This window comes from Pseudomonas putida NBRC 14164, from assembly GCF_000412675.1.
Taxonomy (GTDB): domain Bacteria; phylum Pseudomonadota; class Gammaproteobacteria; order Pseudomonadales; family Pseudomonadaceae; genus Aquipseudomonas; species Aquipseudomonas putida.
The window spans coordinates 5106774-5129131 of sequence record NC_021505.1; the positions used below are offsets into that span (position 1 = coordinate 5106774).

Annotated in this window: 17 protein-coding genes and 1 pseudogene; 5 read left to right on the top strand and 13 right to left on the bottom strand. The window is 61.7% G+C overall.

Going from position 1 to position 22358, the window contains the following annotated elements; translation table 11 throughout:
* Positions 1-166: 166 nt before the first annotated feature.
* Positions 167-1015 carry a carboxylating nicotinate-nucleotide diphosphorylase gene (nadC, locus tag PP4_RS22640; RefSeq protein WP_016501457.1) on the top strand — a complete coding sequence of 283 codons (849 nt, stop codon included), beginning with the start codon at positions 167-169 and terminating at the stop codon, positions 1013-1015.
* Between the two features lie 59 nt (positions 1016-1074).
* On the opposite strand, the gene trxB is transcribed toward nadC, so the two are convergent.
* Positions 1075-2037, bottom strand: a complete 963-nt coding sequence (gene trxB, locus PP4_RS22645; RefSeq protein ID WP_003247318.1) for a thioredoxin-disulfide reductase — start codon at positions 2035-2037, stop codon at positions 1075-1077.
* A gap of 330 nt (positions 2038-2367) precedes the next feature.
* On the opposite strand from trxB, the gene cysZ reads away from it, so the two are divergent.
* A complete protein-coding gene (cysZ, locus tag PP4_RS22650; protein ID WP_016501458.1) occupies positions 2368-3096 on the top strand; it encodes a sulfate transporter CysZ in 729 nt (242 codons plus the stop codon).
* Between the two features lie 178 nt (positions 3097-3274).
* On the opposite strand, the gene PP4_RS29920 is transcribed toward cysZ, so the two are convergent.
* Positions 3275-3706, bottom strand: coding sequence for a methyl-accepting chemotaxis protein (locus tag PP4_RS29920; RefSeq protein WP_371321157.1), 432 nt, complete (start codon positions 3704-3706; stop codon positions 3275-3277).
* A 156-nt stretch (positions 3707-3862) separates the two neighbouring features.
* Positions 3863-4612: pseudogene (locus tag PP4_RS29925) on the bottom strand (PAS domain-containing protein); the annotation flags it as partial.
* 157 nt (positions 4613-4769) lie between these two features.
* Between PP4_RS29925 and PP4_RS22660 the strand changes: the two are divergent.
* On the top strand, positions 4770-5942 hold the full coding sequence (locus PP4_RS22660) for a glycosyltransferase family 4 protein (RefSeq protein ID WP_016501460.1): 1173 nt from the start codon (positions 4770-4772) through the stop codon (positions 5940-5942).
* Here the strand turns inward: PP4_RS22660 and PP4_RS28255 are convergent.
* From PP4_RS28255 to PP4_RS22675, 3 genes are all read right to left on the bottom strand, one after another.
* A complete protein-coding gene (locus tag PP4_RS28255; protein ID WP_080642816.1) occupies positions 5939-6748 on the bottom strand; it encodes an RHS repeat-associated core domain-containing protein in 810 nt (269 codons plus the stop codon). The two genes, PP4_RS22660 and PP4_RS28255, sit on opposite strands and share 4 nt — an antisense overlap.
* Positions 6749-6875: 127 nt before the next feature.
* Positions 6876-7358: a glutathione peroxidase gene (locus PP4_RS22670; RefSeq protein WP_016501462.1), complete on the bottom strand. Its 483-nt coding sequence runs from the start codon at positions 7356-7358 to the stop codon at positions 6876-6878.
* 145 nt (positions 7359-7503) lie between these two features.
* The gene (locus PP4_RS22675; protein WP_016501463.1) at positions 7504-7989 is read right to left on the bottom strand and encodes an FKBP-type peptidyl-prolyl cis-trans isomerase; all 486 of its coding nucleotides are present in this window, start codon (positions 7987-7989) and stop codon (positions 7504-7506) included.
* Here PP4_RS22675 and PP4_RS22680 point away from each other — a divergent pair.
* Both PP4_RS22680 and pta read left to right on the top strand, forming a co-directional pair.
* Positions 7988-8290, top strand: coding sequence for a DUF3565 domain-containing protein (locus tag PP4_RS22680; RefSeq protein ID WP_049277234.1), 303 nt, complete (start codon positions 7988-7990; stop codon positions 8288-8290). The genes PP4_RS22675 and PP4_RS22680 overlap by 2 nt on opposite strands.
* 32 nt (positions 8291-8322) lie before the next feature.
* A complete protein-coding gene (pta, locus tag PP4_RS22685) occupies positions 8323-10410 on the top strand; it encodes a phosphate acetyltransferase (RefSeq protein WP_016501465.1) in 2088 nt (695 codons plus the stop codon).
* A gap of 32 nt (positions 10411-10442) precedes the next feature.
* Here pta and PP4_RS22690 read toward each other — a convergent pair whose 3' ends face one another.
* From PP4_RS22690 to PP4_RS22725, 7 genes are all read right to left on the bottom strand, one after another.
* The gene (locus tag PP4_RS22690) at positions 10443-11165 is read right to left on the bottom strand and encodes an OmpA family protein (RefSeq protein WP_016501466.1); all 723 of its coding nucleotides are present in this window, start codon (positions 11163-11165) and stop codon (positions 10443-10445) included.
* A 109-nt stretch (positions 11166-11274) separates the two neighbouring features.
* Positions 11275-11919: an MBL fold metallo-hydrolase gene (locus PP4_RS22695; protein ID WP_016501467.1), complete on the bottom strand. Its 645-nt coding sequence runs from the start codon at positions 11917-11919 to the stop codon at positions 11275-11277.
* Positions 11920-13257: 1338 nt separating this feature from the next.
* Positions 13258-13950, bottom strand: a complete 693-nt coding sequence (locus tag PP4_RS22705; protein ID WP_016501468.1) for a sensor histidine kinase — start codon at positions 13948-13950, stop codon at positions 13258-13260.
* Positions 13947-15554: a tetratricopeptide repeat-containing response regulator gene (locus PP4_RS22710; protein WP_016501469.1), complete on the bottom strand. Its 1608-nt coding sequence runs from the start codon at positions 15552-15554 to the stop codon at positions 13947-13949. The genes PP4_RS22705 and PP4_RS22710 overlap by 4 nt, the downstream gene beginning before the upstream one ends.
* Before the next feature lie 159 nt (positions 15555-15713).
* On the bottom strand, positions 15714-18431 hold the full coding sequence (locus PP4_RS22715) for a LuxR C-terminal-related transcriptional regulator (RefSeq protein ID WP_016501470.1): 2718 nt from the start codon (positions 18429-18431) through the stop codon (positions 15714-15716).
* 419 nt (positions 18432-18850) lie between these two features.
* A complete protein-coding gene (locus PP4_RS22720) occupies positions 18851-20215 on the bottom strand; it encodes a DUF1329 domain-containing protein (RefSeq protein ID WP_016501472.1) in 1365 nt (454 codons plus the stop codon).
* A 25-nt stretch (positions 20216-20240) separates the two neighbouring features.
* Positions 20241-22127 (bottom strand): DUF1302 domain-containing protein, encoded by a 1887-nt coding sequence (locus tag PP4_RS22725; protein ID WP_016501473.1) that lies wholly within the window; start codon positions 22125-22127, stop codon positions 20241-20243.
* Positions 22128-22358 lie beyond the last annotated feature (231 nt).

The window sequence follows — 22358 nt, forward strand, 5'->3', positions numbered from 1 at the left end:
TTATCAGTAAAAAATCTCACAGCTGCCAGCGCCGATTCATGGACGGGTTAATGACCCTCGTTTGCAGGCATTGCTCACGAAGACCGACCAAAGGTCATGGCCGGGGCGGCTGTACACATCGGCCCCCTGCCCTATAATCGCCGGCATCTAGCTTGTGGAGCCGACCATGCCGAACCTACGCCTTGCCGACCTGACCGCTGAAATCGAAGCCAACGTGCGCCGCGCACTGTTGGAGGACATCGGCAGTGGCGACATCACCGCGCAGCTGATCCCGGCCGAGCGCCTGGCCAAGGCCACCATCATCACCCGCGAAGACTGCGTGATTGCCGGCACTGCCTGGGTCGACGCCGTGTTTCGCCAGCTCGACCCGCGTGTGGCTGTGCACTGGCAGGTGGCCGACGGTGATCGCGCCACGGCCAACCAGCCGCTGTTCCACCTGGAAGGCCCGGCCCGCTCGCTGCTGAGCGGCGAGCGCAGCGCGCTGAACTTCCTGCAGATGCTGTCGGGGGTCGCCACCCGTGCGCGTTTCCTGGCCGACCTGGTGGAAGGCACCCAGGTGCGCCTGCTGGACACCCGCAAAACCCTGCCCGGCCTGCGCCTGGCACAGAAGTACGCGGTTACCTGCGGCGGCTGCGACAACCACCGCATCGGCCTGTACGACGCCTTCCTGATCAAGGAAAACCACATCGCCGCCAGCGGTGGTGTTGCCGAGGCCGTAACGGCGGCGCACCGAATTGCGCCGGGCAAGCCGGTAGAGATCGAAGTGGAAAGCCTGGATGAACTGCGCGAGGCGCTGGCAGCGGGCGCGGACATCATCATGCTCGACGAGCTGAACCTGGACGAAATGCGCGAAGCGGTGCGTATTAACGCGGGCAAGGCCAAGCTGGAGGCCAGCGGCGGGGTGAACGAGACGACCTTGCGGGTAATTGCCGAGACTGGCGTGGACTACATCTCGATTGGTGCCATGACCAAGGATGTGAAAGCAGTGGACCTGTCCATGCGGTTGAGCCTGTGAGCTGACCGCAGGCAATAAAAAACCGGCCTTTCGGCCGGTTTTTTTGGTGCGCTATCTGATCAGAACGAGGCGTTGGCCAGGCCGTCCAGGTAACGCTCCACGTCCAGAGCCGCCATGCAGCCAGCGCCGGCCGAGGTAATGGCCTGACGGTAAACGTGGTCAGCCACGTCACCTGCAGCGAACACACCTTCAACGTTGGTGGCGGTAGCGTTGCCTTCACGGCCGCCGTTGACCACCAGGTAGCCGTCCTTGAGGGTCAGCTGGCCTTCGAACAGCGAGGTGTTCGGGGTGTGGCCAATGGCGATGAATACGCCGTCGACCTTGATTTCGTCGCTGCTGCCGTCGTTGTTCTTCAGGCGCGCACCGGTTACGCCCATGTTGTCACCCAACACTTCGTCCAGGGTGGCGTTGAGCTTGAGCTCGATCTTGCCTTCGGCCACACGGGCGTTGAGCTTGTCGACCAGGATCTTCTCGGCGCGGAAGGTCTCGCGACGGTGCACCAAGGTAACCTTGCTGGCGATGTTGGCCAGGTAAAGCGCTTCTTCCACGGCAGTGTTACCGCCGCCAACCACTGCGACCGGCTTGTTGCGGTAGAAGAAACCGTCGCAGGTGGCGCAAGCCGAAACGCCCTTGCCCATGAAGGTTTCTTCCGACGGCAGGCCCAGGTAGCGGGCGCTGGCACCGGTGGCGATGATCAGTGCGTCGCAGGTGTATTTGCCGCTGTCACCCTGCAGGGTGAACGGCTTGTTGGCCAGGTCGACAGCATTGATGTGGTCGAAGACGATTTCGGTTTCGAAACGCTCGGCGTGTTCCTGCATGCGCTGCATCAGGGCCGGGCCGGTCAGGCCGTGGGGGTCGCCCGGCCAGTTGTCAACTTCGGTGGTGGTGGTCAGCTGGCCGCCCGCCTGCATGCCGGTGATCAGCAGCGGCTTGAGGTTGGCGCGGGCAGCGTAGACTGCAGCACTGTAACCGGCAGGGCCGGAACCGAGAATGATGACGCGCGAATGACGTACTTCAGACATGTCGAACTCCTGTCGAGCCGGCGGCACGGGCCGGCATCGGTGTACCGGCTGCGCCAGCTGGAAAATTAAAACGGACCCACGCAGCACTTGGGGAAGGCTACAACGCGCAGGCCCGAAAAGCGGAAAGTTGAGCGCACTGTAGCGAGGTCGCAAAGATTAAGGAAATATCCTTAGACAATCCACCTCATAGGCACGGTCTATTCACTGATTTCATCCGTGGCCCAGCCCTGGCGCTTTTGTTACAGCCCGTGTCCCGCTTACCAGCCACCTTTCGTCGGCGCGGCAAACTCGGTAAGGTCAGCGCGTTTTCCTTCTCTGCGGAGTCTCCCGATGCAAGCCCCTGTCCTCTCCGGCCCCCAATACCTGCGCGAAGGCCTGAAACTGGTGCTGAGCCCCAACCTGCGGTTGTTCGTGCTACTGCCGCTGGCGGTAAACCTGCTGCTGTTCGGTGGCATGGTCTACTTCGCCGGCCACCAGTTCGGCCTGTGGCTCGATGCCCTGATGCCAACGCTGCCAGACTGGCTGAGCTTTCTCAGCTACATACTCTGGCCGCTGTTCGTTGCCCTGCTGGTGCTGATGGTGTTCTTCACCTTCACCCTGGTGGCCAACATCATTGCCGCGCCGTTCAATGGCTTCCTGGCGGAAAAGGTCGAAGTGGTGGTGCGTGGCGAAGACACCTTCCCGGCGTTCAGCTGGGGCGAGCTGGTGGCCATGGTGCCACGCACCTTCAGCCGCGAAATGCGCAAGTTAGGCTACTTCCTGCCACGGGCCATCGGCCTGTTCATCCTGTCGCTGATCCCCGTCGTCAACGTAATCGCCGCGCCACTGTGGCTGATGTTCGGGGTATGGATGATGGCCATTCAGTACATCGACTACCCCGCGGACAACAACAAGATGAGCTGGCAGGACATGCTGGCCTGGCTGCGCAGCAAGCGCTGGCAGTCGCTGGGCTTTGGCGGCATCACCTACCTGGCACTGATGATCCCAGGGGTGAACGTGCTGATGATGCCGGCGGCGGTGGCCGGGGCCACGTTGTTCTGGGTGCGGGAGCGTAACTGACTGCCCAGGTGTACGCGCCCCTGTAGGAGCAGCCTTGTGCTGCGAAGAGGCCGGTAAGGCTAAACGGCTGCAATGGCCTCTTCGCAGCACAAGGCTGCTCCACAAGGTGATGCGGCAGCCTGAGTGATGGTGAAAGCCATTGGGTCCACCAAAAGGCAGACCAGATCCGCTCGGGGCTCTACTGCCCCAACCGGCTGGAAAACTGCCCCACCACATCCACCACCCGCTTCGCCCCGTCCTGGATCTCGACAATCACGTTGCCCGTCTCGTCAGCCAGCGCCAGCCCCTGCTCGGCCTGGCGCTTGCTGGTGTCGATGATCTCCACCGCCGCCTGCGCCAGCTGCTCGTTCTGCTTCACTACCCGGGCAATTTCCTCGGTTGCGGTGCTGGTGCGCGAGGCGAGCTGGCGTACTTCGTCGGCAACCACCGCAAAGCCACGCCCTTGCTCGCCCGCGCGGGCCGCCTCAATGGCGGCGTTGAGCGCCAGCAGGTTGGTCTGCCCGGCAATGTCGCTGATGGTCTTGATGATCGAGCCAATCACCCGCGACTGTGTATCCAGCGCCTGGATGCCCTCGGCCGCCTCCTGCATCGAGGCTTCCAGGCCGCGCATCACGCTGACGGTCTGGGTGACCACATCGGTGGCCTTCTGGGCGCTGACATCAGTACCCAGCGAGGTGTTGTAGGCAACATCCGCTGCCTCGGCCACCGCCTGCTCCTGATTGACCTGGTCGGTAATCACGGTGGCAAACTTGACCACTTTGTAGAGTACGTCGTGGGCATCGAACAACGGGTTGTACGAGGCCTCCAGCCAGACCACACGGCCATGGGCATCGATGCGTTTGAAACGCTCGGCCACGTACTCGCCACGGCGCAGCTTGTCCCAGAAGGCCTGGTAGCCGGCCGAGTTGGCCTCCTCCGGCTCGCAGAACATGCGGTGATGCTTGCCGCGGATCTGCTCCAGGCGGTAACCAACGCTGGCCAGGAAGCGTTCGTTGGCGGTGAGGATGGTGCCGTCGAGGGCAAATTCGATAACCGCGGTAGAGCGCATCAGCGCCTTGATCAGGCTTTCGTGCTCGCGAGACGTCTCAATGGTGCGGGTCAGGTCGCTGGAGTGCAGCGTGAAGTACTTGATGCGCCCCTCGCTGTTCTTCACCGGCTGCAGGATCGACCGCAGCCAGGCTTCCTGGCCGTTGCCACGCAGCAGACGGAAGGCGCCGTTCAAATGCTCGCCACGGCTGATCGCGCTCTTCATGCGTTGGTAGAAATCCAGCGACTTCACATGGGCTGGGACGATGTCCTCGATGTTGCGTCCAAGCAATTGATCGGAACGGTAGAGCATTTCGCTCTCGAAGTTGCCGTTTACCATCTCGATCCGTCCCTGTGGGTCGAGTTGAAGTACCAGCATCTCGCTGTCGAGACTACTCTTGACCTGTTCCACGGACATCAGGTCTTCGCGCAGCTTCCGGATTTCTTGCTTGAGCTTGCTGTTGAACATCACCGCACTCCTGGAGCGCATCACCTAGTCGAATGCATCTTCATCGGCTGCCGGTTCCATCTTCTTGAGCACCTCGCAACGAAATATTCATAAAGGCAAAAGCGTCAGCGGTCAGGCGTCATCTGTACGTCACATTGCAGTCACATTGGCGCAACCCGGCAAGCGGAAACTTTTTGTCATGAATACACCCGCCCTACGCATTACCCTGGTCAGCGAAACATTCCCACCCGAAATCAACGGCGTGGCCAACACCCTTGGCCGCCTTGGCGAGGGACTGCGTCAGCGCGGCCATGAGGTGGAGGTGGTGCGCCCGCGCCAAGCCGGCGAAGCCCCCGTGCACAACGACCCGTACCTGATGCTCTGCCGTGGCTGGGCGCTGCCTGGTTACCCCGGTTTGCAGTGGGGTGAGGTGTCGATGCACAAGTTGCTGCGCCGCTGGCGGCGGCAGCGCCCGGATGTGCTGTACATCGCCACCGAGGGGCCGCTGGGGCTCAGCGCACTGCGCGCGGCCAGGCGCCTGGGAATCGCAGTCGTCAGCGGCTTCCACACCAACTTCCCGCAGTACTCCGGCCAGTACGGCCTGGGTTTGCTGGCACGCCTGCTCACCCACTACCTGCGCTGGTTCCATCGACGCACGGCAATCACCCTGGTGCCCAGTGTCAGCCAGCGCCTGGAGCTTGAGCGACGCGGTTTCGAGCGCCTGGAACTGCTCGCTCGGGGTGTCGATGCATGCCTGTTCAACCCGGCCCGGCGCAGCCAGGCGTTGCGCGAAAGCTGGGGGCTCGGCCCGGACGATATCGCGGTGTTGCATGTCGGGCGGCTGGCTGCAGAAAAAAACCTGGGACTGCTCCGTCCCAGCCTGGACGCGTTGCAGAAAGCGTATCCACAGAAGTGCATACGCCTGATCCTGGTGGGCGACGGCCCACAGCGTTCAGCCCTCCAACAGCAAGTACCGGATGCAGTGTTCTGTGGTGCCCAGCGTGGTGAGGTGCTGGCCGAGCACTATGCCAGCGGCGACCTGTTCCTGTTCCCGAGCCTGACCGAGACCTTCGGCAACGTGGTGCTCGAAGCCATGGCCTCGGGATTGGCGGTGGTTGCATATGACGAGGCAGCCGCATCGCACCACATACGCCACGGCCACAGCGGCGCACTGGCCATGCCTGGGGACCAGGCGGCGTTCATGGATGCAGCCTGCTGGCTGATGGAAGAAGAGGAAACGTTGCGGCGGGTACGCCTGAATGCTCGCCAACATGCCAGTCGCCAAGGTTGGCCGGCGATTGTCGAGCAGTTTGAAGGCTATCTGGACCGCGCGAACGCACGGCAGTCGATTGTTCTATACCCCCGCAACTAGCGAATTTTGCTGTATTCCACCTTTATATCGCCGCTCTCACCAACCTCATAGGTATATTTGGTTGAAGGCCCTACAAAAAACCGTTTCTGGGCTTTCAGATCCGTGCGAACCTCTTTGTTAAGCTGCGCCTGATTTATTGCAATTCGTTTTTTTGCGAAAGCCCTTTGGTCCGCATATTGGGGCTCATCAGGAAGTGTGCTAAGCGTGTGACGGTGCTTTATCAGGTTGTTCTGAGCGCTGACAACTCGACGATCCAGCTCTTGTCTTAGGTTAATCTCACTAGGGGGAATAAGATGCTTACCCTCTCTGAGAAATATTTTTTCAGCATTCCCAGCAGCAACGGCATCATGATACTTGATCATTTTCCAGAATAGGCGCAGACGGTTGAACATATGTCCTGTAGGGTCAGTGCCATTGACTGGATCTCCAGCACCATAGCCATAGGCATTTATCCCTCCCTTGCCGAAAGGGCTCCAGCTGTCGGCTGAGTAGAATCGCATGAGCTTCGGGCTATATAACCGATAACCATTACCCAGCAAATATCCCTCGGTTATCACGTCTTGCACCTGCCCGGTAAATCCTGGCCCCCAGGGCTCGATAGTGTGAAGTCCATAAGGCGTGTAGCACCGTAGTGCTATCGAATGCCGTTGTTCCAACAGCACCGATGTGTAGACATCCGTTGCCAGTAAAGAAGCCTGAATTCCTTCCTGTACCACAGCCAACGGATGGGTACTTGCCTCGACAATACGCCGCTGTACCGCCCCAGCGTTAATAAGCGTTAGTCGCGAGCCTTGATAGAAGAACATACACAGCCCCTGCGCCAATCAATTCAACTGCCATCAAAGGGCAGCGTCTTGAATGGCATTAAGCAATGCAGAGGAGATTACAGCAACTGACAAAATTATCAGGGCCGCTTTCACGCGGCCCCCTGAATCAGGCCAACGCTTTCTCGATCGCCTGCACCACCGCGGGGTCATCCGGCGCCGTGCGCGGCGAGAAGCGCGCTAGCACCCGCCCGTCCTTACCCACCAGAAACTTCTCGAAGTTCCAGCTGATGTCACCAGGAAACTCAGCCCCCTCGCCCGCCAGCAGGCGGTACAACGAATGACGCTGTGGCCCGTTGACTTCCAGCTTGCCGCCCAGCGGGAAGCTCACCCCGTAGTTGAGGCTGCAGAATTCCTGGATTTCCTTTTCGCTGCCCGGCTCCTGCCCGGCAAACTGGTTGCATGGCAGGCCAAGCACATTGAAGCCCTTGTCCTTGTAAACCTGGTAGAGGTTTTCCAGAGCCTTGTATTGCGGCGTGAGACCACATTTGGAGGCAACGTTGACCACCAGCACCACTTGGCCCTTGAACGGTGCGAGGGGCAGCTCCCCGCCGTTCAGCGCGTCCAGTTTCAGGTCGTGAAATGCACTCATGATGACATCCCCTCTCAGGTTCCCGGTTGCCGCGCAGGCGAATTCCGCCCACTAAAAAGGCGCCCGTCCAAACCGTCCACCTCCCGTAGGAAGGCAAATCGGCTTGCCCGAGCGCCTGGCGACTTTCTGAGCTTAGCGCAGAAAATCAGTGGTGATGGCCACCTTCACCGTGGATGTGGCGGTGAGCGATTTCTTCTTCGCTGGCGTCACGCACGTCAACAACCTTGACCTGGAAGGTCAGGCGCTGGCCGGCCAGCGGGTGGTTGCCGTCAACGGTGACGTCGTCGCCGTCCAGGTCACGGATGGTGACGATCTGCATCTGGCCGTCCGGTGCCGAAGCGTGGAACTGCATGCCCACTTCCAGCTCGTCGACGCCTTCGAACAGGCTGCGGTTCAGGGTGCTGACCAGCTCGGCCAGGTATTCGCCGTAGGCGTCTTCCGGCTCGATGGAAACGTTCAGCTCGTCACCGGCCTGTTTGCCTTCCAGGGCTTTTTCCAGGCCCGGGATGATGTTGCCGGCACCGTGCAGGTAGACCAGCGGCGCGCCACCGGCGGAGCTGTCGATGGTCTCCCCGGCGTCGTTGGTCAGGGTATAGTCGATGGAGACAGCCTTGTTGGCGGCGATCAGCATGGGGCAAGACCTTTTGCAAAAGTATGTAGAGCGGACAAGTGTAACCAAGCCATCGTCCGATTGCGAACGCACTGCGGACAAGCAACGGCCCATCAGTCGGATCACCGGCTTTCACCAGGACGAAGAAGGCCATTGGGTGGCCGAACTCTCCTGCGGTCATACCCAGCACCTGCGCCACCAACCGCCGTGGCAATCACGCCCTTGGGTGCTGGACCCGGCACAACGCGCGCAGCGCATCGGCCAGCCATTTGCTTGCGGCTGGTGCGCACAAGGGGGCGATGGCGCTACCCTTGGCCGCTAATTTCTTGCACCGCTTTATTTCGAGAAGCACGCATGCAGACATTTTTCATTGCGCCGACCGACTTTGGTGTCGGCCTGACCTCCATCAGCCTGGGCCTGGTGCGCACCCTCGAGCGCGCCGGCCTGAAGGTCGGTTTCTTCAAGCCTATCGCCCAGCCCCACCCGGGTGATACCGGCCCCGAGCGCTCTACCGAACTGGTGGCCCGCACCCACGGCATCACTCCCCCGCTGCCACTGAGCCTGGCACAGGTCGAGCGCATGCTCGGCGACGGCCAGCTGGACGAGTTGCTCGAAGAAATCATCCGCCTCTACCAGCAAGCCTGCGTCGGCAATGACGTGGTGGTGGTCGAGGGCATGGTGCCCACGCGCCACGCAAGCTATGCAGCGCGGGTCAACCTGCACCTGGCCAAGAGCCTGGATGCCGAGGTGATCCTGGTGTCGGCCCCGGAAAACGAAGTGCTCAGCGAGTTGTCTGGCCGGGTCGAACTGCAGGCCCAGCTGTTCGGCGGCCCACGTGACCCGAAGGTGCTCGGGGTAATCCTCAACAAGGTGCGCACCGACGAAAGCATGGCGGCCTTCGCCACCCGCCTGCGCGAGCACTCGCCCCTGCTGCGCGGCAACGATTTCCGCCTGCTCGGCTGCATCCCCTACCAGCCTGAGCTGAACGCCCCGCGCACCCGCGACGTGGCCGACCTGCTCGGTGCCCAGGTACTCAACGCTGGCGACTACGAGCAGCGGCGCATGAGCAAGATCATCATCTGCGCCCGCACCGTGGCCAACACGGTACCGCTGCTGACCTCGGGTACCCTGGTGGTCACCCCGGGCGATCGCGACGACATCATCCTTGCCGTCAGCCTGGCGGCCATCAATGGCGTACCGCTGGCCGGGCTGCTGCTGACCAGTGACAGCAAGCCCGACGCGCGCATCCTCGGCCTGTGCCGCGGCGCACTGCAGGCCGGCCTGCCGATCCTGTCGGTCAGCACCGGCTCGTACGACACCGCCAACCAGCTCAATTCGCTGAACCGCGAAATCCCGGTCGACGACCGCGAGCGCGCCGAGTTCATCACCGACTTCGTCGCCAGCCACCTCGATGCGGCCTGGCTGCATCAACGCTGCGGTACCCCGCGCGAGATGCGCCTGTCGCCAGCGGTGTTCCGCTACCAGCTGATCCAGCGGGCGCAGCAGGCCAACAAGCGCATCGTCCTGCCAGAAGGCGCCGAGCCGCTGCTGGTGCAGGCCGCAGCCATCTGCCAGGCGCGCGGCATCGCCCGCTGCGTGCTGCTGGCCAAGCCCGAAGATGTCGAGGCCGTGGCCCGCGCCCAAGGCATTACCCTGCCGCCTGGCCTGGAAATCCTCGACCCCGAGCTGATTCGCGGGCGCTACGTGGAGCCGATGGTTGCGCTGCGCAAGAGCAAGAACCTCAACGCACCGATGGCCGAGCAGCAACTGGAAGACCCGGTGGTGATCGGTACCATGATGCTGGCTCTGGACGAAGTGGACGGCCTGGTATCGGGCCTGGTGCACTCTACCGCCAACACCATCCGCCCGGCCCTGCAGTTGATCAAGACCGCGCCGGGCTCCAGCCTGGTGTCGTCAGTGTTCTTCATGCTGTTCCCCGAGCAAGTGCTGGTGTACGGCGACTGCGTGATGAACCCCCACCCGAGCGCTACCGAGCTGGCCGAGATTGCCAGGCAGAGCGCAGAATCGGCGCAGGCCTTCGGCATCGCGCCGCGGGTGGCGATGATCAGCTATTCAAGCGATTCGGTCAGTGATGAAGAAGTCGGCAAAGTGCGCGAAGCGACACGCCTGGCACAGGGTGCAGCGCAGGCGCTGGTGATCGATGGGCCACTGCAGTATGACGCGGCGGCCAATCCGGCAATTGCACGGGAACTGGCGCCGGATAGCCCGGTGGCCGGGCGTGCCACGGTGTTCGTTTTCCCTGACCTGAATACCGGCAACACCACGCACAAAGCGGTGCAACGCAGTACCGACGGGGTCAGCCTGGGGCCGATGCTGCAGGGATTGCGCAAACCGGTGAACGACTTGCCGCGCGGGGCGCAGGTTGACGATATCGTGCATACCATTGCCCTGACGGCGATTCAGGCCAGCGTGGTGCGATAAAAGCCGGGCCGCAAGGCGGCCCCGGGCATCAATCATGGATATTGCTGAACCTGGCCTTGTTGCTGGTCATACTGCTGGCCCGGAATCGGCTTCAGGTTCACTTCCACCCGGCGGTTCTGCGCACGGCCATTGGCGTCGGCGTTGCTGGCGATCGGCTGATCCGGGCCCATGCCACGCACCGAAATACGCGAAGCATCCACACCCTGCGAAGTCAGGTAGGTGCTGACCGCCTGCGCGCGGCGCTGGGACAGGTCCATATTGTGCTGGCGGCTGCCGGTGCTGTCGGTGAACCCGACCACTTCAATGGTGTTCTGGTTGAACTGCTTGAACGAGCCTGCGAGGTTGTTCAGCGGCGAGTAGAAGCTTGGGGCGATGTTGGCCGAGTCGGTGGCAAAGGTGATGTTGCCCGGCATGATCAGTTTGATCTGGTCGCCCTGACGCTGTACTTCCACCCCGGTGTTGGCCATCTGGGCGCGCAGTTCGGCCTCTTGCTTGTCGGCGTAGTAGCCATAGCCCGCTGCTGCTGCACCTACGGCGGCGGCGCCGATCAGCGCACCTTTGCCACGGTTGTTGTGGTCGATGGCCGCACCGGCGATGGCGCCAGCCAGCGCGCCCAGGCCGCCGTACTTGGCAGTCTTGCTCATCCCCGTGGAGCCCTGCGCCTGACCCTGGTTGTCATAAGGGTTCTGGCCGGCACAGCCAGTCATCAGGGCAGCGGCAGTTGCGACGATAATCAGACGACGCATGGTGAACATGGACAAGCTCCTACTGAAATTCATAAATGCGGCAGATCACGAAGGGATCTATGCCAGCCTTGGATTGCATCGGCAATGAAAAATTCAATGAAAGTGCCTTCATGTGCACTCAGGCACGCACGAAAGGGTTTTCTCGCATCTCGTCACCCAGGCGGGTATCGGGCCCGTGGCCAGTCACCACAATGGCCTCTTCATCCAGCCGGTACAGCCGCTCCTTGATGGAACGCACGATAGCCCGCTGGTCACCCCCCCACAAATCGGTGCGGCCAATGCCACGGCGGAACAAGGTGTCGCCGGCGATCAGCAGTTTGGCATCGGCGAACCAGAAGCTCATCGAACCCGGGGTGTGGCCAGGCGTATGCAATGCCACGCCACAGCCACAGGCCAATTCTTCGTCATCGCCCAGCCAGCGATCAGGTGCCGGTACCGGCGTATAGGGCACGCCGAACATCTGGCACTGCATCTCCAGGTTGTCCCACAGTACCTGGTCGTCCTTGTGCAGGTGCAGGGTGGCGCCGGTCAGCGCCTTGAGCTTGCCCGAGGCAAGAAAATGATCGAAGTGCGCGTGTGTATGGATGATGCTCACCAGCGTCAGGCCGTGGGCCTGCAGGCGCGCCAGGATCTTCTCCGGGTCACCGCCTGGGTCGACGACGATGGCTTTCTTGGTCAGCGGGTCGCCAATCAGCGTGCAGTTGCACTGCAAAGGGCCTACGGGGAAGGTTTCGCGGATGAGGGCAGGTGGGGCTTGGGTCATTGCATTACTCATGAGAAAAACGGTGAACACTGAAAGCTTCAAGTGTGTTTGTTCAATCAAGCGCAAGCATGTAGCCAATGCTGCAAACTCGTTCCCTGAAACAAACGAAAAACCGGCCAATAGGCCGGTTCTCAACCAATATGAATACGCTGTAGAAGCGTGCACCAGGGCCTGACGAGCGTTCGCTCAGGATGGAGTACCTGCCAGGGGGCCAGCAGGCTCAAGGTCTGCACCCTTCGTCTTTGCGACCTGCAGGAACCGCAGTTGGTTGCTGGAGATTCGACCAGCAAGACGCCTTGCTTCAGCCTCAAATCTCGCAATGGCAAGCAACTCTACCTGTCTCGTTTTGGAACGCATTGTCCCTCCAAAAGCTTGATCGACACGCTATCGATGTTATTAGGGATCAACCAGGATCACAAGCCGACCTTCAACGGTCCACGTGAAGCCAAGCGCTTCATAAACTGACCTTGCGCCCTCCAGAGGATCTTGTATTTCAATCTCTCGGCAGCCCAACATACGAGCATAGAAATCAATCGATGTAAGTGCCAAGACTGCGATCTCTCCCCTGAGTGGATGCGACGGACAGGGATTGCCTTGGAGGAGTATGACCTTGATGCACAAGCGGCTTTTTCTAGGACTTGCGTAGCAAAGCCCGCACAGCTCGCTACCGGACCAGATGGCAAGATCGAACCCTCTGGGATCAGTATCTTTCCAGTCGGTAATCGCCTCCCAAGGAAACAGACACCGGCTTTCCGGCCACTCCAGGCTAGCAGTGAGGGCCTCGTGCGTTATCGGCTCCATACGGACTTGGCCGATTTCAACATCTCCCCTCAACAGATCTGGCTGGCGATACAGCAGTTCTTGAGTGAGCGTTCGAGCTTGTGATCTATATATTTGATACCGAAGTTTACTGATCCGCCGTCTCATACAAGCACCGCGTCCGAAATGGAGCCACCATTCAGAACTCGCGGCCTACTGGTCGCATGACGCCCCATACCTGCATATCCTCTGGATGCGGAGCATTGAAGTCGCACTGCCCGAGCAGTGAAGCAAGGTCACAGGGGGTTACACCGGGGGCTGCGTTCGCGTGATGCTCATTCACCTGCATGCTTTGGGTTGGTGAGCAGTAGTTCGACTTCGGGGTATGTTTTTTCATAGCCGCTGCGCTGGTAGTCATCGAAACTGAATAACTACCAGCATGAGCGCCATCCAGAAAGAGCTCAGAAGCTCGTTTGGTAGAGATCAGACTGCTCCTACAGCACTCGACGAAGCGTCGCCTCTGATCTCGCCTCAAGCATTGCGCAGTGTGTCAATCCGAGCCGTACCCGGCCCGTCTATTCAAGGCAGGAACAACCTGAACAACCCGCCCCCAAGCGCCCCGCCATTGGAGATCTCGATCCGTCCGCGCACCCCGCCGCTTTCATGCAGTGCCGCGATCCGCGCCGCAAAGTACAGGCCAAGGCCGGTGCTGCCGCTGGTCGAGTCGATGCCCTGGATGTATTGCTCCTGGCGCTCGAGCATGTGCTTCGGATAACCCGGACCGTCATCGTTCACGCAGATGGCCAGCTGGTTGTCGGCCTCCTCGATGGTGATCAACAACGCGTGCCCGGCAAAGCGGGTGGCGTTGGTGATGACGTTGGCGATCACCGAGGCCACCAGTTCACGGTCGAAAAAGCCCAGCGGGTTGTCGGTGTCGACACGCCAGGTGGCGAGGATGTCGTTGTGCTTGAGCACTTCCTGATGCGCCGCCAACTGGGCTTCGATGAAATCGTCCAGTTCGTGGTAGTCCGGGCACACCGGCAACTGGTTGATACCCAGTTTGTACAGGCCCAGCAACTGCACCAGCATGCCGTTGAGGTGGCGAAACTCGTGCTCCATGATTCCCTGCTCGGCACCACCACGCAGCTCTTCGGGCAAGCGCTCCATCCACTGGCTGTGGGACTGGATCAGCGCTGACAAAGAGCTTTTGAGGTCGTGCACGGTGGAGGCGATCACCGTGGAAAAATCCAGCCCCTGATTGTCTTGATTCATGCGCCGAACACTCGGATGTGCAGTTTGCGGTAACGGTCATAGCGATTGTCGCTGGCAGGGATACCGGCCACGCTGGTCAAGGCGTCCTGGCATTCCTGCATGATCGCGGGCTGAGGGTTTTCACCGCCAATGCGCAGCAGCGCCTGGGCGGTGTTAAGGGCGATGCTGATGTTTTTCGGCTGCATACCCAGCGCCTTGCGGAACATCTGCAACGCCTCGCCAAGCTGCCCTCCCTGGTAACTGCGCACACCCTGGCGATTGAGGGTGACCGCTTCGGTAATGGCGTTGAGCACGCTGGGGTCGTCCGTCAGCTTGCCCACTTTCTCCATGACCTTGGGGTCATCGCCATAACTTTCCACACAGCTCTTCAGCACGCCGAGGGCGGCGGCTTCCTGCCCCATTGCCTGCAACTGTGCGGCAACGGTCAGGGCCGCATCGACCGAGAAGAACTGGTTCATCTTGTCCAGGCGCTGGATCGCCTGTTCGGTCAGCTTGCCGGCCGTTTCCGGGTCGCCCGCCTGTTGCAGGCTGGCGGCCTTCATCATCCGCGCACGTACCTGCAAGCCCTGGTCCTCGGGGTTTTCCTTGGCCACCTCGCTGAGCGTGGTGTTGATTTCGACCCGGGTACGGGCGTCCAGGCCGAAGCCTGCGTTCTTGCTCATCAGCGCCTGCACCAGGCCAAGGTTGTTTTCAGCATCCTTGTAGCGCGAGCTCTGCCCCTGGTTCACCGCATGGCGGAACGCCTTAGACGCGCTCTCGAAGTCTTCGTTTTCCAGCGCCAGCTTGCCCAGCGTCGACTGCCGACGCACCGACAGTGGCGACAGCCGCACGGCTTCTTCAAGCAGGTTTTGCGCACGCCGGGTATCGCCTTGGGCCACCAGCACCTCGGCCATGCCGTCGTACAGGCCGGGCATGATCGGGAACGCCTTGAGCGCCTGCTCGTACACACCCTGGGCCTGGGCATTCTGGCCACGCTTGTGCATCAGGGCGCCCAGCGCGGCGTACACCCAAGGCTGCGGGCGGCTGGCCAGGATGGCCTTGAGAAACTTTTCCAGTTCCTCGAAGCGGTTGAGGTTACGCAGGGCATCGGCCCGATAACGCAGGCACAGCGGTGCCAGGCGCGGGTCTTTCTTGCACAGCTCGGCACAGGCGGCCAGCACTTCGGCCGGGCGATTGCGGTCCAGCGCCTGCAAAATCGGCTTGAGCAGCGTCTTGCGCTGGAACAGTTTTTCGACGCGCTGGGCCAGGCCAACGCGGTTGAACGGTTTGGTCAGGTAGGCATCAGGCTCGTGCTCGATGGCGCTGAGGACAATGGCCTGGCTGCTTTCGGCCGTGACCATGATGAACACGCACTCATGGCTGATGTGCTTGTCGATGATCAGGTCTTCGAGCACCTGCTGGCCGTTCTTCTTGCCGTCGCCCAGGTGGAAGTCCTGCAGGATGAAGTCATAGCGCTTCTGCGCGCACATGCGCAGCGCCTGCTCGCCGCTGTCGGCGGTGTCCACGTCGCGCACGCCCAGCTCGCGCAGCATGGAACGGGTCGACGTGCGAAAGTCGGTAAAGTCGTCGACGATCAGAAAGCTTTTTTGCCCGTACTGCAGCATCAACACGACCTGCCTTGGAATGATTGAAAAATCGCGCGAGGCGATGCCACCGATCGCTGTATCGGCAGCTGGTCGGGAAAGATGAGGTTAGAGCATCACCGGCCACAATCCATGGCCTCAGGCCATCACTTTAGCGGGCAATGACCTGCAGGGCCAGTATCACGCCAGTACCCCCAGGGATTTGGCCTTGGCAACCGCCTGGGTACGTCGCTCAACCCCCAGCTTGCTGTTGATGTGGCTGGCGTGGGTCTTTACGGTGTGCAGGGAAATGAACAGCCGCTCGCTGATCTGCTGGTTGGAACAACCTTGGGCAATCAGTTCGAGCACGGCCAGTTCGCGGCCGCTCAAGGCTTCGCCGGTGCCGGTGGTGGAGCTTCGCTGCTGCGGCAGGCGCTTGAGCAGTTCTGCCTGAACCGGGCAGGACGAACCTGCCTGCAATTGCTCAGAAAGCCAGTGCGGGTGCTTTTCCAGCAGCGGCTGGAACGGTTGCAGCACGCCGCCATGAGCGGATGCCAGCAGGCTTGGCAGCAATTGCGCGGCCTGGCCCTCCCGGCCTTCGTCCAGCAGCAGGGAGAGCCATTGGCACAGGGCGCTGACGGTGAGCAGCATGCCGCCACTGGCCTGGCCACGCTCGACCAGACTTGCCAGGCGTTGTACGGCGTCGTCACCGCGTAACTGGATGCGCTCCAGCAGCGCCTGCTGCAACGCAATGTGCAACGGCAGCAGCGGGTGGAACTCCGGTGCGGCTGCCGGCTGCTCGCCGCCGTAGGTCTGGCCCAGGCGCAGCAGCCAGGACTCGGCCAGGTCGGTACGCCCTTGGGCCAGCCACAGTTCGCATTTGATCAGGGTAATCATGGCCAGGTAGTAGACCGGGGGCACGTCCCAGATATGCATCAGGCGCTCGGCCTCGGCCAATTCGGCAAAAGCCTCTGAAAAGTGCCCTTCCCGGCCATCGAGCGTAGCAATCACGCAATGGCCGATAAGCACACTGATATCCCGGCAGGCCCGCGCCTCGCCCAGCCCCGCGCGCAAACGCGCACGGCCCTGGGCCGGCTGCAGGCGCGAGACCAGCAGGTAACCTTCGTAAAGCGTCAGGCGCGCACGCACGGCATACAGCCGCTGCGCCGAAAGCCCTTGCAGGCGCTGAAGCCCTTGGCGCACTTCGTCCAGGGCGCGCAACACCTCGCCACGGGCATGCAGCACCCGCGCCCGGTCGTAATGGGCCAGCGCCTCGAACAACGGGTTGCCAACCCGCTGGGCCAGCTCCAGGGCTTCGCGGTTCCAGCCTCGGGCCCGCCAGAAGTCGCCATCGGCAATGGCCAGGTTGGACAGCGTCGACAAACACACCAGGCGTTGGCCATAACGCTTGCTCGGCAGGCTCTGCAGCGCTTCGCCGCAATAGGCCAAGGTGCGTTCGCGGTCGCCACGGCCGCGGGCAATGACCCCACTCAGCGCCAGCCACTGGGCCAGCATCGACTTTTGCGCGGTGGCCGAAGGCGCGGGCAGAAAGCGGCTGAGGTAGCCGGCCAGTTCCTCGGCGGCGTCCAGCTGGCACGCCAGGCCCAACGCCCAGCTGTACAGCACGATCAAGCGCGGAGTGCTGATCAGCAGGCTGTCGGGCAGGTCCATCTTCCAGCGCAGCAGCATGCCGACGTTCTGTTCAGCCAGCAGTTGCTCCTCGGACAGGCTCTGCACCAAGTCGGCAGCGACATCGAGGTGGCCGGCACGCAGCGCCTGCTCTACTGCCTCGTCCAGCAGGCCCTGCTTTTCAAACCAGCGACAGGCACGCAGTTGCAAACCGGCAAGTGGTTCGCTGGCCTGCCGGCTGCGCAGCAGGTCGGAGAACAGGTGATGGTAGCGGAACCAGTGGCCATGCTCGTCCAGCGGCACCAAAAACACTTGGTGCGCCTGCAGGAAACGCAGCACAGCTGCGCTGTCCTGGCGGCCACGCAGGGCGTCGCACAACGGGGCGCAGAAGCGCTCCTGGCAGGCCGTGTCGTACAGGAACGCCTGTACGTCAGCGGGCAGCATGTCGATGACTTCTTCAAGCAGATAGTCGCGGATCAGGCCTTCGCCGCCATGTAAGGCCTGGGGCAAGGCTTGCTCGTCCGCCGACTCGCTGGCTGCCAGTTGCCAGAAACGCAAACCGGCCACCCAACCGTCGCTGCGCTGGATCAGGTTGTCCAGTGCCTGGCCGCGCAGGGCCGTTGGCTGCCGGCCAATCACCGCCAGCGACTCTTCGTCGGTGAGGCGCAAATCCTGTTCGTTGAGTTCGACAAGCTGGCGCGACAGCCGCAAACGCGCCAGGTGCCAGTCCGGGCGCTGGCGGCTGGTAACCAGCAACACCAGGCCGGCGGGCAGGTGGTTGAGGAAGAATTGCAGGCAACGGTCGAGTACCGGCCCCTGGGCCAGGTGATAGTCGTCGAGTACCAGCAGCAAAGGGGTATCGGTTTGCAGGTACAGCGCCAGCTCGTCGAGCAGGCCGTCGATCCACTCTTCGAAGGCAAACGGCTGGTGGCGCTGGCGCATTTTAAGCAAGCCCATGGCCTGCCCGCCCAGTGCCGGGCAGTACTGCTGCAGGCCTTCGAGCAGGCGTTCAAGAAAGCGGCCTGGGTCGGCATCACGCTGGCTCAGGCCCAGCCACAGGCTACGCCAATGCTCGGGCAGCGCTTCGCAAAATTCGATGGCCAGGGAGCTTTTGCCGAAACCCGCCGGGGCATTGACCAGCAACAGCCGGCCACCCAGCCCGGCGTGCAGACGCTGACACAGGCGCAAGCGCGGCACATGGCCGTCCGGCAGCGGCGGCCGGAAGAAACGCCCGTCCAGCAGGCCAAGGGCCTGGCTGGCAAATCCATGTGTACGGGACAAATCTGTCATGGCCGGCTCGTTCTGGGTGGAGGACTTCGGCGATATGGATGCTTGCGAGACTAGCCGGTAACGCAGCGCATTTGAAGATGATGGGCGCAATTGCCCCGGAAAAGACTGCGACAAAAAGCAACATGGCTGATGGACAGGGGGCTGGGGCGGGGGTTTGGGTGGGTATTCAGCAGATTTATCGCCCGCTCATACAGGGATTGCACAGCTTCAAGGCCAGTGCAGTAGCGGTAGGAGCAGCCTTGTGCTGCGAAGAGGCCTGTAAGGCTAAAGACTCTCTTCGGCTGCAATGGCCTCTTCGCAGCACAAGGCTGCTCCTACAGTGCCTGTGTTTGACTGGAAATTATCGCCGGAGCAGAAACAGGAACGCCCCGGGCAGGCCGGGGCGTTCTGGGGATCACACGGAGTGAAGGGTTTTCAGATCAACGAATACCCGACTGGCGCAACGCCGCAGGCTGGAAGTCGGCCTTGCTGGCACTGAAGCCGAAGTCGTAGGCGCGCTTCTCTTCGTTTTTCATGCCCAGGGCCAGGTAACGACCCGACTGCAGGTCGTAGATGGTTTCCAGGGTGTACCAAGGCACCTCTTTGTTGTAATACGGCTGGGAATGGGCCTCGGACACGCGCCACAGCTGGCCACGGCCGTCGTACTGGTCGATCACTGCGGCCTGCCAGGTGTCCTCATCGATGTAGAAGTCCCGCTTGGCGTAGATGTGCCGCTGGCCCGGCTTGAGGGTTGCGACCACGTGCCAGACGCGGCGCAGCTCGTAACGGGACAGGTCCTGGTTGATGTGCCCGGCCTTGATGATGTCGGCGTACTTCAGCTTGGGGTCATCCAGCTTGAAGGCGTTGGAGGCGATGTACAGCTCCTTCTTGCCTTCGAGCTTCCAGTCGTAGCGGTCTGGCGCACCGTTGAACATGTCCAGGTTGTCCGAGGTACGCAGGCCGTCGGCGGCGGTACCCGGGCCGTCGTACGACACTTGCGGCGCCTGGCGCACGCGACGCTGGCCGGCGTTGTAGATCCACGCCTTGCGCGGCTCCTTCACCTGGTCGAGGGTTTCGTGCACCAGCAGCACAGTCCCGGCCAGGCGCGCTGGCGCGGTTACTTCCTGCTTGAAGTAGAACAGGATGTTGCCTGGGTTGTTCGGGTCGTAATCCTTCATCCTGTCGCGGAAGACGAATTGGTCGGAGAAGTAAACCGGGCTGAAAGAGCCGTTCTGCTGCGGCGTGGCCTGGATCACCAGGCGGCTGACACTGCCCCCCCGGTAACGGGTGATGTGGTTCCAGATCACTTCCAGGCCGGTTTTCGGGATCGGGAACGGCACCGCCGTGTTGAAGTTGTTCAAACCGTTGCCGCCTTCCGTCAGCGTGGTCTGGGTGGCGTTTTTCTTGATGGCGGCGAACACGTCCGCAGGTACCGTGGAGCCGCGATGGGTTTTGAATACAGGGATCTTGAAGGTGTCCGGGTAGCGCTTGAGCATGGCCATCTGGCCCGGCGATAGCTTGTCCTTGTACTGCTCGGCGTTTTGCGCAGTGATGGTGAACAGCGGCTTTTCACTGCCATACGGGTCGGCCAGGAAACCCTTGCCGTCGACGCTGCCCGCACTCTTCGACAGCGGCTCCCAAGGGCCGATCGAGCCATCGGCGTTGCCGGCTTTTTCAGCCCCCATCGGGGTCAGGGTACTGCCCAACTTGGCCGCCTCGTCGGCGGATACCGCAGCCATGACGCTGGTCGCCAGCAGGGACAGGCCCAGTACACCGGCTTGCAGCAGACTTCTGGTCTTGTTCATGTCGTGTCGTCCTGGATCTGTATGCTTAGAAGTTCACGCCGAAGCTGAGCGCGACGAAGTCACGGTCATCCACGGTGCTGTACTTGCCATCGAAGAAGTTGGTGTACGACAGGCTCGCCGTGTAGGTGTTCTGGTACTCGGCGTCCAGGCCCAGGCTGACTGCCTTGCGGCCTTCCTCGAAGTTGGCACCAGGGCCGGGCGAGTAACCAGAAACGTCATGCGACCAGGCCACGCTGGGCTTGAGGTTTACGCCGGCAAAGACATCGTTGTAGTCCCAGATGACCCGCGCGCGGTAACCCCAGGAGGTGCTGGTGGTGTAGCCGTCGTTTTCGCATTTGCGATTCAGGTTGGTGGTGGATGCCCCGGCACCTGCGCCGGCGATGGTGCTGGCATTGAGTGCCTGGCAGGTGTCCGCACCGCCAGTGGCAGGCAGCGGGCCAGGCCCGAAGACCGGGTCACGGCCATAGCGGGTCTCGCGGGCGTTTTCCAGGCCGCCAACGTGGGTTACCCCAACTTCGCCCACCACGGTCATGCGGCTGGCGCCCATTACCTGGTCGAAGAAGTGCGTCAGGGTGGTCTGGAACTGTGTGATTTCCTTGCGACGGTAGCCGTGCAGGTCTTGGCCGGGTGTACCCGAGAGCAGCGAAGCGTTGGTGAGCGCGCCACCAATCGGACGCACGCCCGCGAACAGGATATCGGTCGTATTCAGCTGCACGGGGGCATTGGGGCGATAGCTGACTTCACCGCTCCAGGCCGTACCCGTGGGCAGCGTAGTGGAGAAACTCAGGCCGTACAGGCGAATGTCCTCAGGGTATTCGACGAAGTACTCGGAGTTACCCGCCACAATCAGCGGTGCCAGCGCCCGCAACTGGGCAGGCAGCGCGCTCAGGCCGGCGAACACCGATGGTGGGGCGCCGGTGGCGCTGAAAATCGGTGCGCGGCTGTGGTAGTTCATGAAGTAGGCGCCGAACTCGGTGTCCAGCGGGTCGAACATATAGCGCAGTGCCACGCCGAACTGGCCGCTGTCGCGGGCATCACGGTCGGCGCCGCGGCGCACCATCACCCCTTCCTCATTGATGTTCACGCCCCGGGAGGCGAGGAACTGCTGGGCCGCGCCGGGCACCGTGCGGCTGCTGTTGAGAACGCGCAGGTTGTCGGTACAGCCGTCGGCAATGATGTCCGGCTGCGAGAAGAACGTACCGCAGTTATCAACAACCGTCTGGTCCCACTCGATCTGGTAGAAGGCTTCGGCCGACAGGTTGTCGGTGAGGCTTTGCGAGATATAGAACATGTTGACCGGGATCAGGCCTTCCTTGATCTCGGCCCCTGGGCGGCGGAACGCCGACACGTCGATGGGGTTGATCGAGTTGATGCCGCCGCCGATGAAGGTACTCTCACCCCAGCTCACCACCTGCTTGCCCAGGCGTACCGAGCCTGGCTGATCGCCGATGGAATAGTTGTGGTAGACAAAGGCGTCGAGCAACTGCGCGCCGGACGACTTGGCGCCCTCCTTGCGGCCGGAGTCGCTGATGTCCTTGAACTCGCGGCCTTCGTCCTTCAGCTCGAAGTCGTACCAGTACTTGCCGCGCACAAACACGCCGGTATCGCCGTATTTGAGTTCCAGGTCATGGATGCCCTTGAAGATCTTGGAGAACGTTTCGCCCTTCTTGAAGTTCAGGTGGCCGTCGTCGGATGTCTGCGACAGGCCCTTGCCGCCGTTGTTCACCCCGATCAGGTTCTTGTTGGGGTTGGCTGTTGACCAGCTTGCGCCGATGGAGAGCGACGAGTCGAACTGCCCTTCGATTTCACCAATGTTGAAACTGACAGCGAAAGCAGGACTTGCGAGCGTGGAAGCAAGGCTGACGGCCAGGGGCAACTTGGCCCGGCGCCAGAACAGGTTTGCAGATTTCATCGACGCTACTCCATGTACTTTATTGTTATGGCAGTGAGTCCTTTCAAGAACGGCCCGAGCGACCGGTTTGCAGGTTTGCACCTGCGGCGATACGGCTTGCGCGTATCGCCCTCCCCCATTCCTGAAAATCCCCTGGCCCCGACTATAGCCAGCAAGGCACAGGCGCTTGATCCCTCTAAAGTGTGATTTGCGCTCCATGCCGCCAACTCGCTGCAGTGTTGTCCCGGTTGC

Bases quoted from the DNA above. Each gene is read 5' to 3' on its own strand.
- PP4_RS22675 (WP_016501463.1), bottom strand. From the start codon at position 7,989: ATGCTGATCGCCGCCAACAAGGCTGTCTCCATCGACTATACCCTGACC.
- PP4_RS22725 (WP_016501473.1), bottom strand. From the start codon at position 22,127: ATGAAATCTGCAAACCTGTTCTGGCGCCGGGCCAAGTTGCCCCTGGCC.
- PP4_RS22660 (WP_016501460.1), top strand. From the start codon at position 4,770: ATGAATACACCCGCCCTACGCATTACCCTGGTCAGCGAAACATTCCCA.
- PP4_RS22680 (WP_049277234.1), top strand. From the start codon at position 7,988: ATGGGGCAAGACCTTTTGCAAAAGTATGTAGAGCGGACAAGTGTAACC.
- PP4_RS22710 (WP_016501469.1), bottom strand. From the start codon at position 15,554: ATGCTGCAGTACGGGCAAAAAAGCTTTCTGATCGTCGACGACTTTACC.
- PP4_RS29920 (WP_371321157.1), bottom strand. From the start codon at position 3,706: ATGCGCGGCCTGGAAGCCTCGATGCAGGAGGCGGCCGAGGGCATCCAG.
- PP4_RS28255 (WP_080642816.1), bottom strand. From the start codon at position 6,748: ATGTTCTTCTATCAAGGCTCGCGACTAACGCTTATTAACGCTGGGGCG.
- trxB (WP_003247318.1), bottom strand. From the start codon at position 2,037: ATGTCTGAAGTACGTCATTCGCGCGTCATCATTCTCGGTTCCGGCCCT.
- PP4_RS22705 (WP_016501468.1), bottom strand. From the start codon at position 13,950: ATGAATCAAGACAATCAGGGGCTGGATTTTTCCACGGTGATCGCCTCC.
- nadC (WP_016501457.1), top strand. From the start codon at position 167: ATGCCGAACCTACGCCTTGCCGACCTGACCGCTGAAATCGAAGCCAAC.
- PP4_RS22720 (WP_016501472.1), bottom strand. From the start codon at position 20,215: ATGAACAAGACCAGAAGTCTGCTGCAAGCCGGTGTACTGGGCCTGTCC.
- cysZ (WP_016501458.1), top strand. From the start codon at position 2,368: ATGCAAGCCCCTGTCCTCTCCGGCCCCCAATACCTGCGCGAAGGCCTG.
- PP4_RS22690 (WP_016501466.1), bottom strand. From the start codon at position 11,165: ATGTTCACCATGCGTCGTCTGATTATCGTCGCAACTGCCGCTGCCCTG.
- pta (WP_016501465.1), top strand. From the start codon at position 8,323: ATGCAGACATTTTTCATTGCGCCGACCGACTTTGGTGTCGGCCTGACC.
- PP4_RS22670 (WP_016501462.1), bottom strand. From the start codon at position 7,358: ATGAGTGCATTTCACGACCTGAAACTGGACGCGCTGAACGGCGGGGAG.
- PP4_RS22715 (WP_016501470.1), bottom strand. From the start codon at position 18,431: ATGACAGATTTGTCCCGTACACATGGATTTGCCAGCCAGGCCCTTGGC.
- PP4_RS22695 (WP_016501467.1), bottom strand. From the start codon at position 11,919: ATGACCCAAGCCCCACCTGCCCTCATCCGCGAAACCTTCCCCGTAGGC.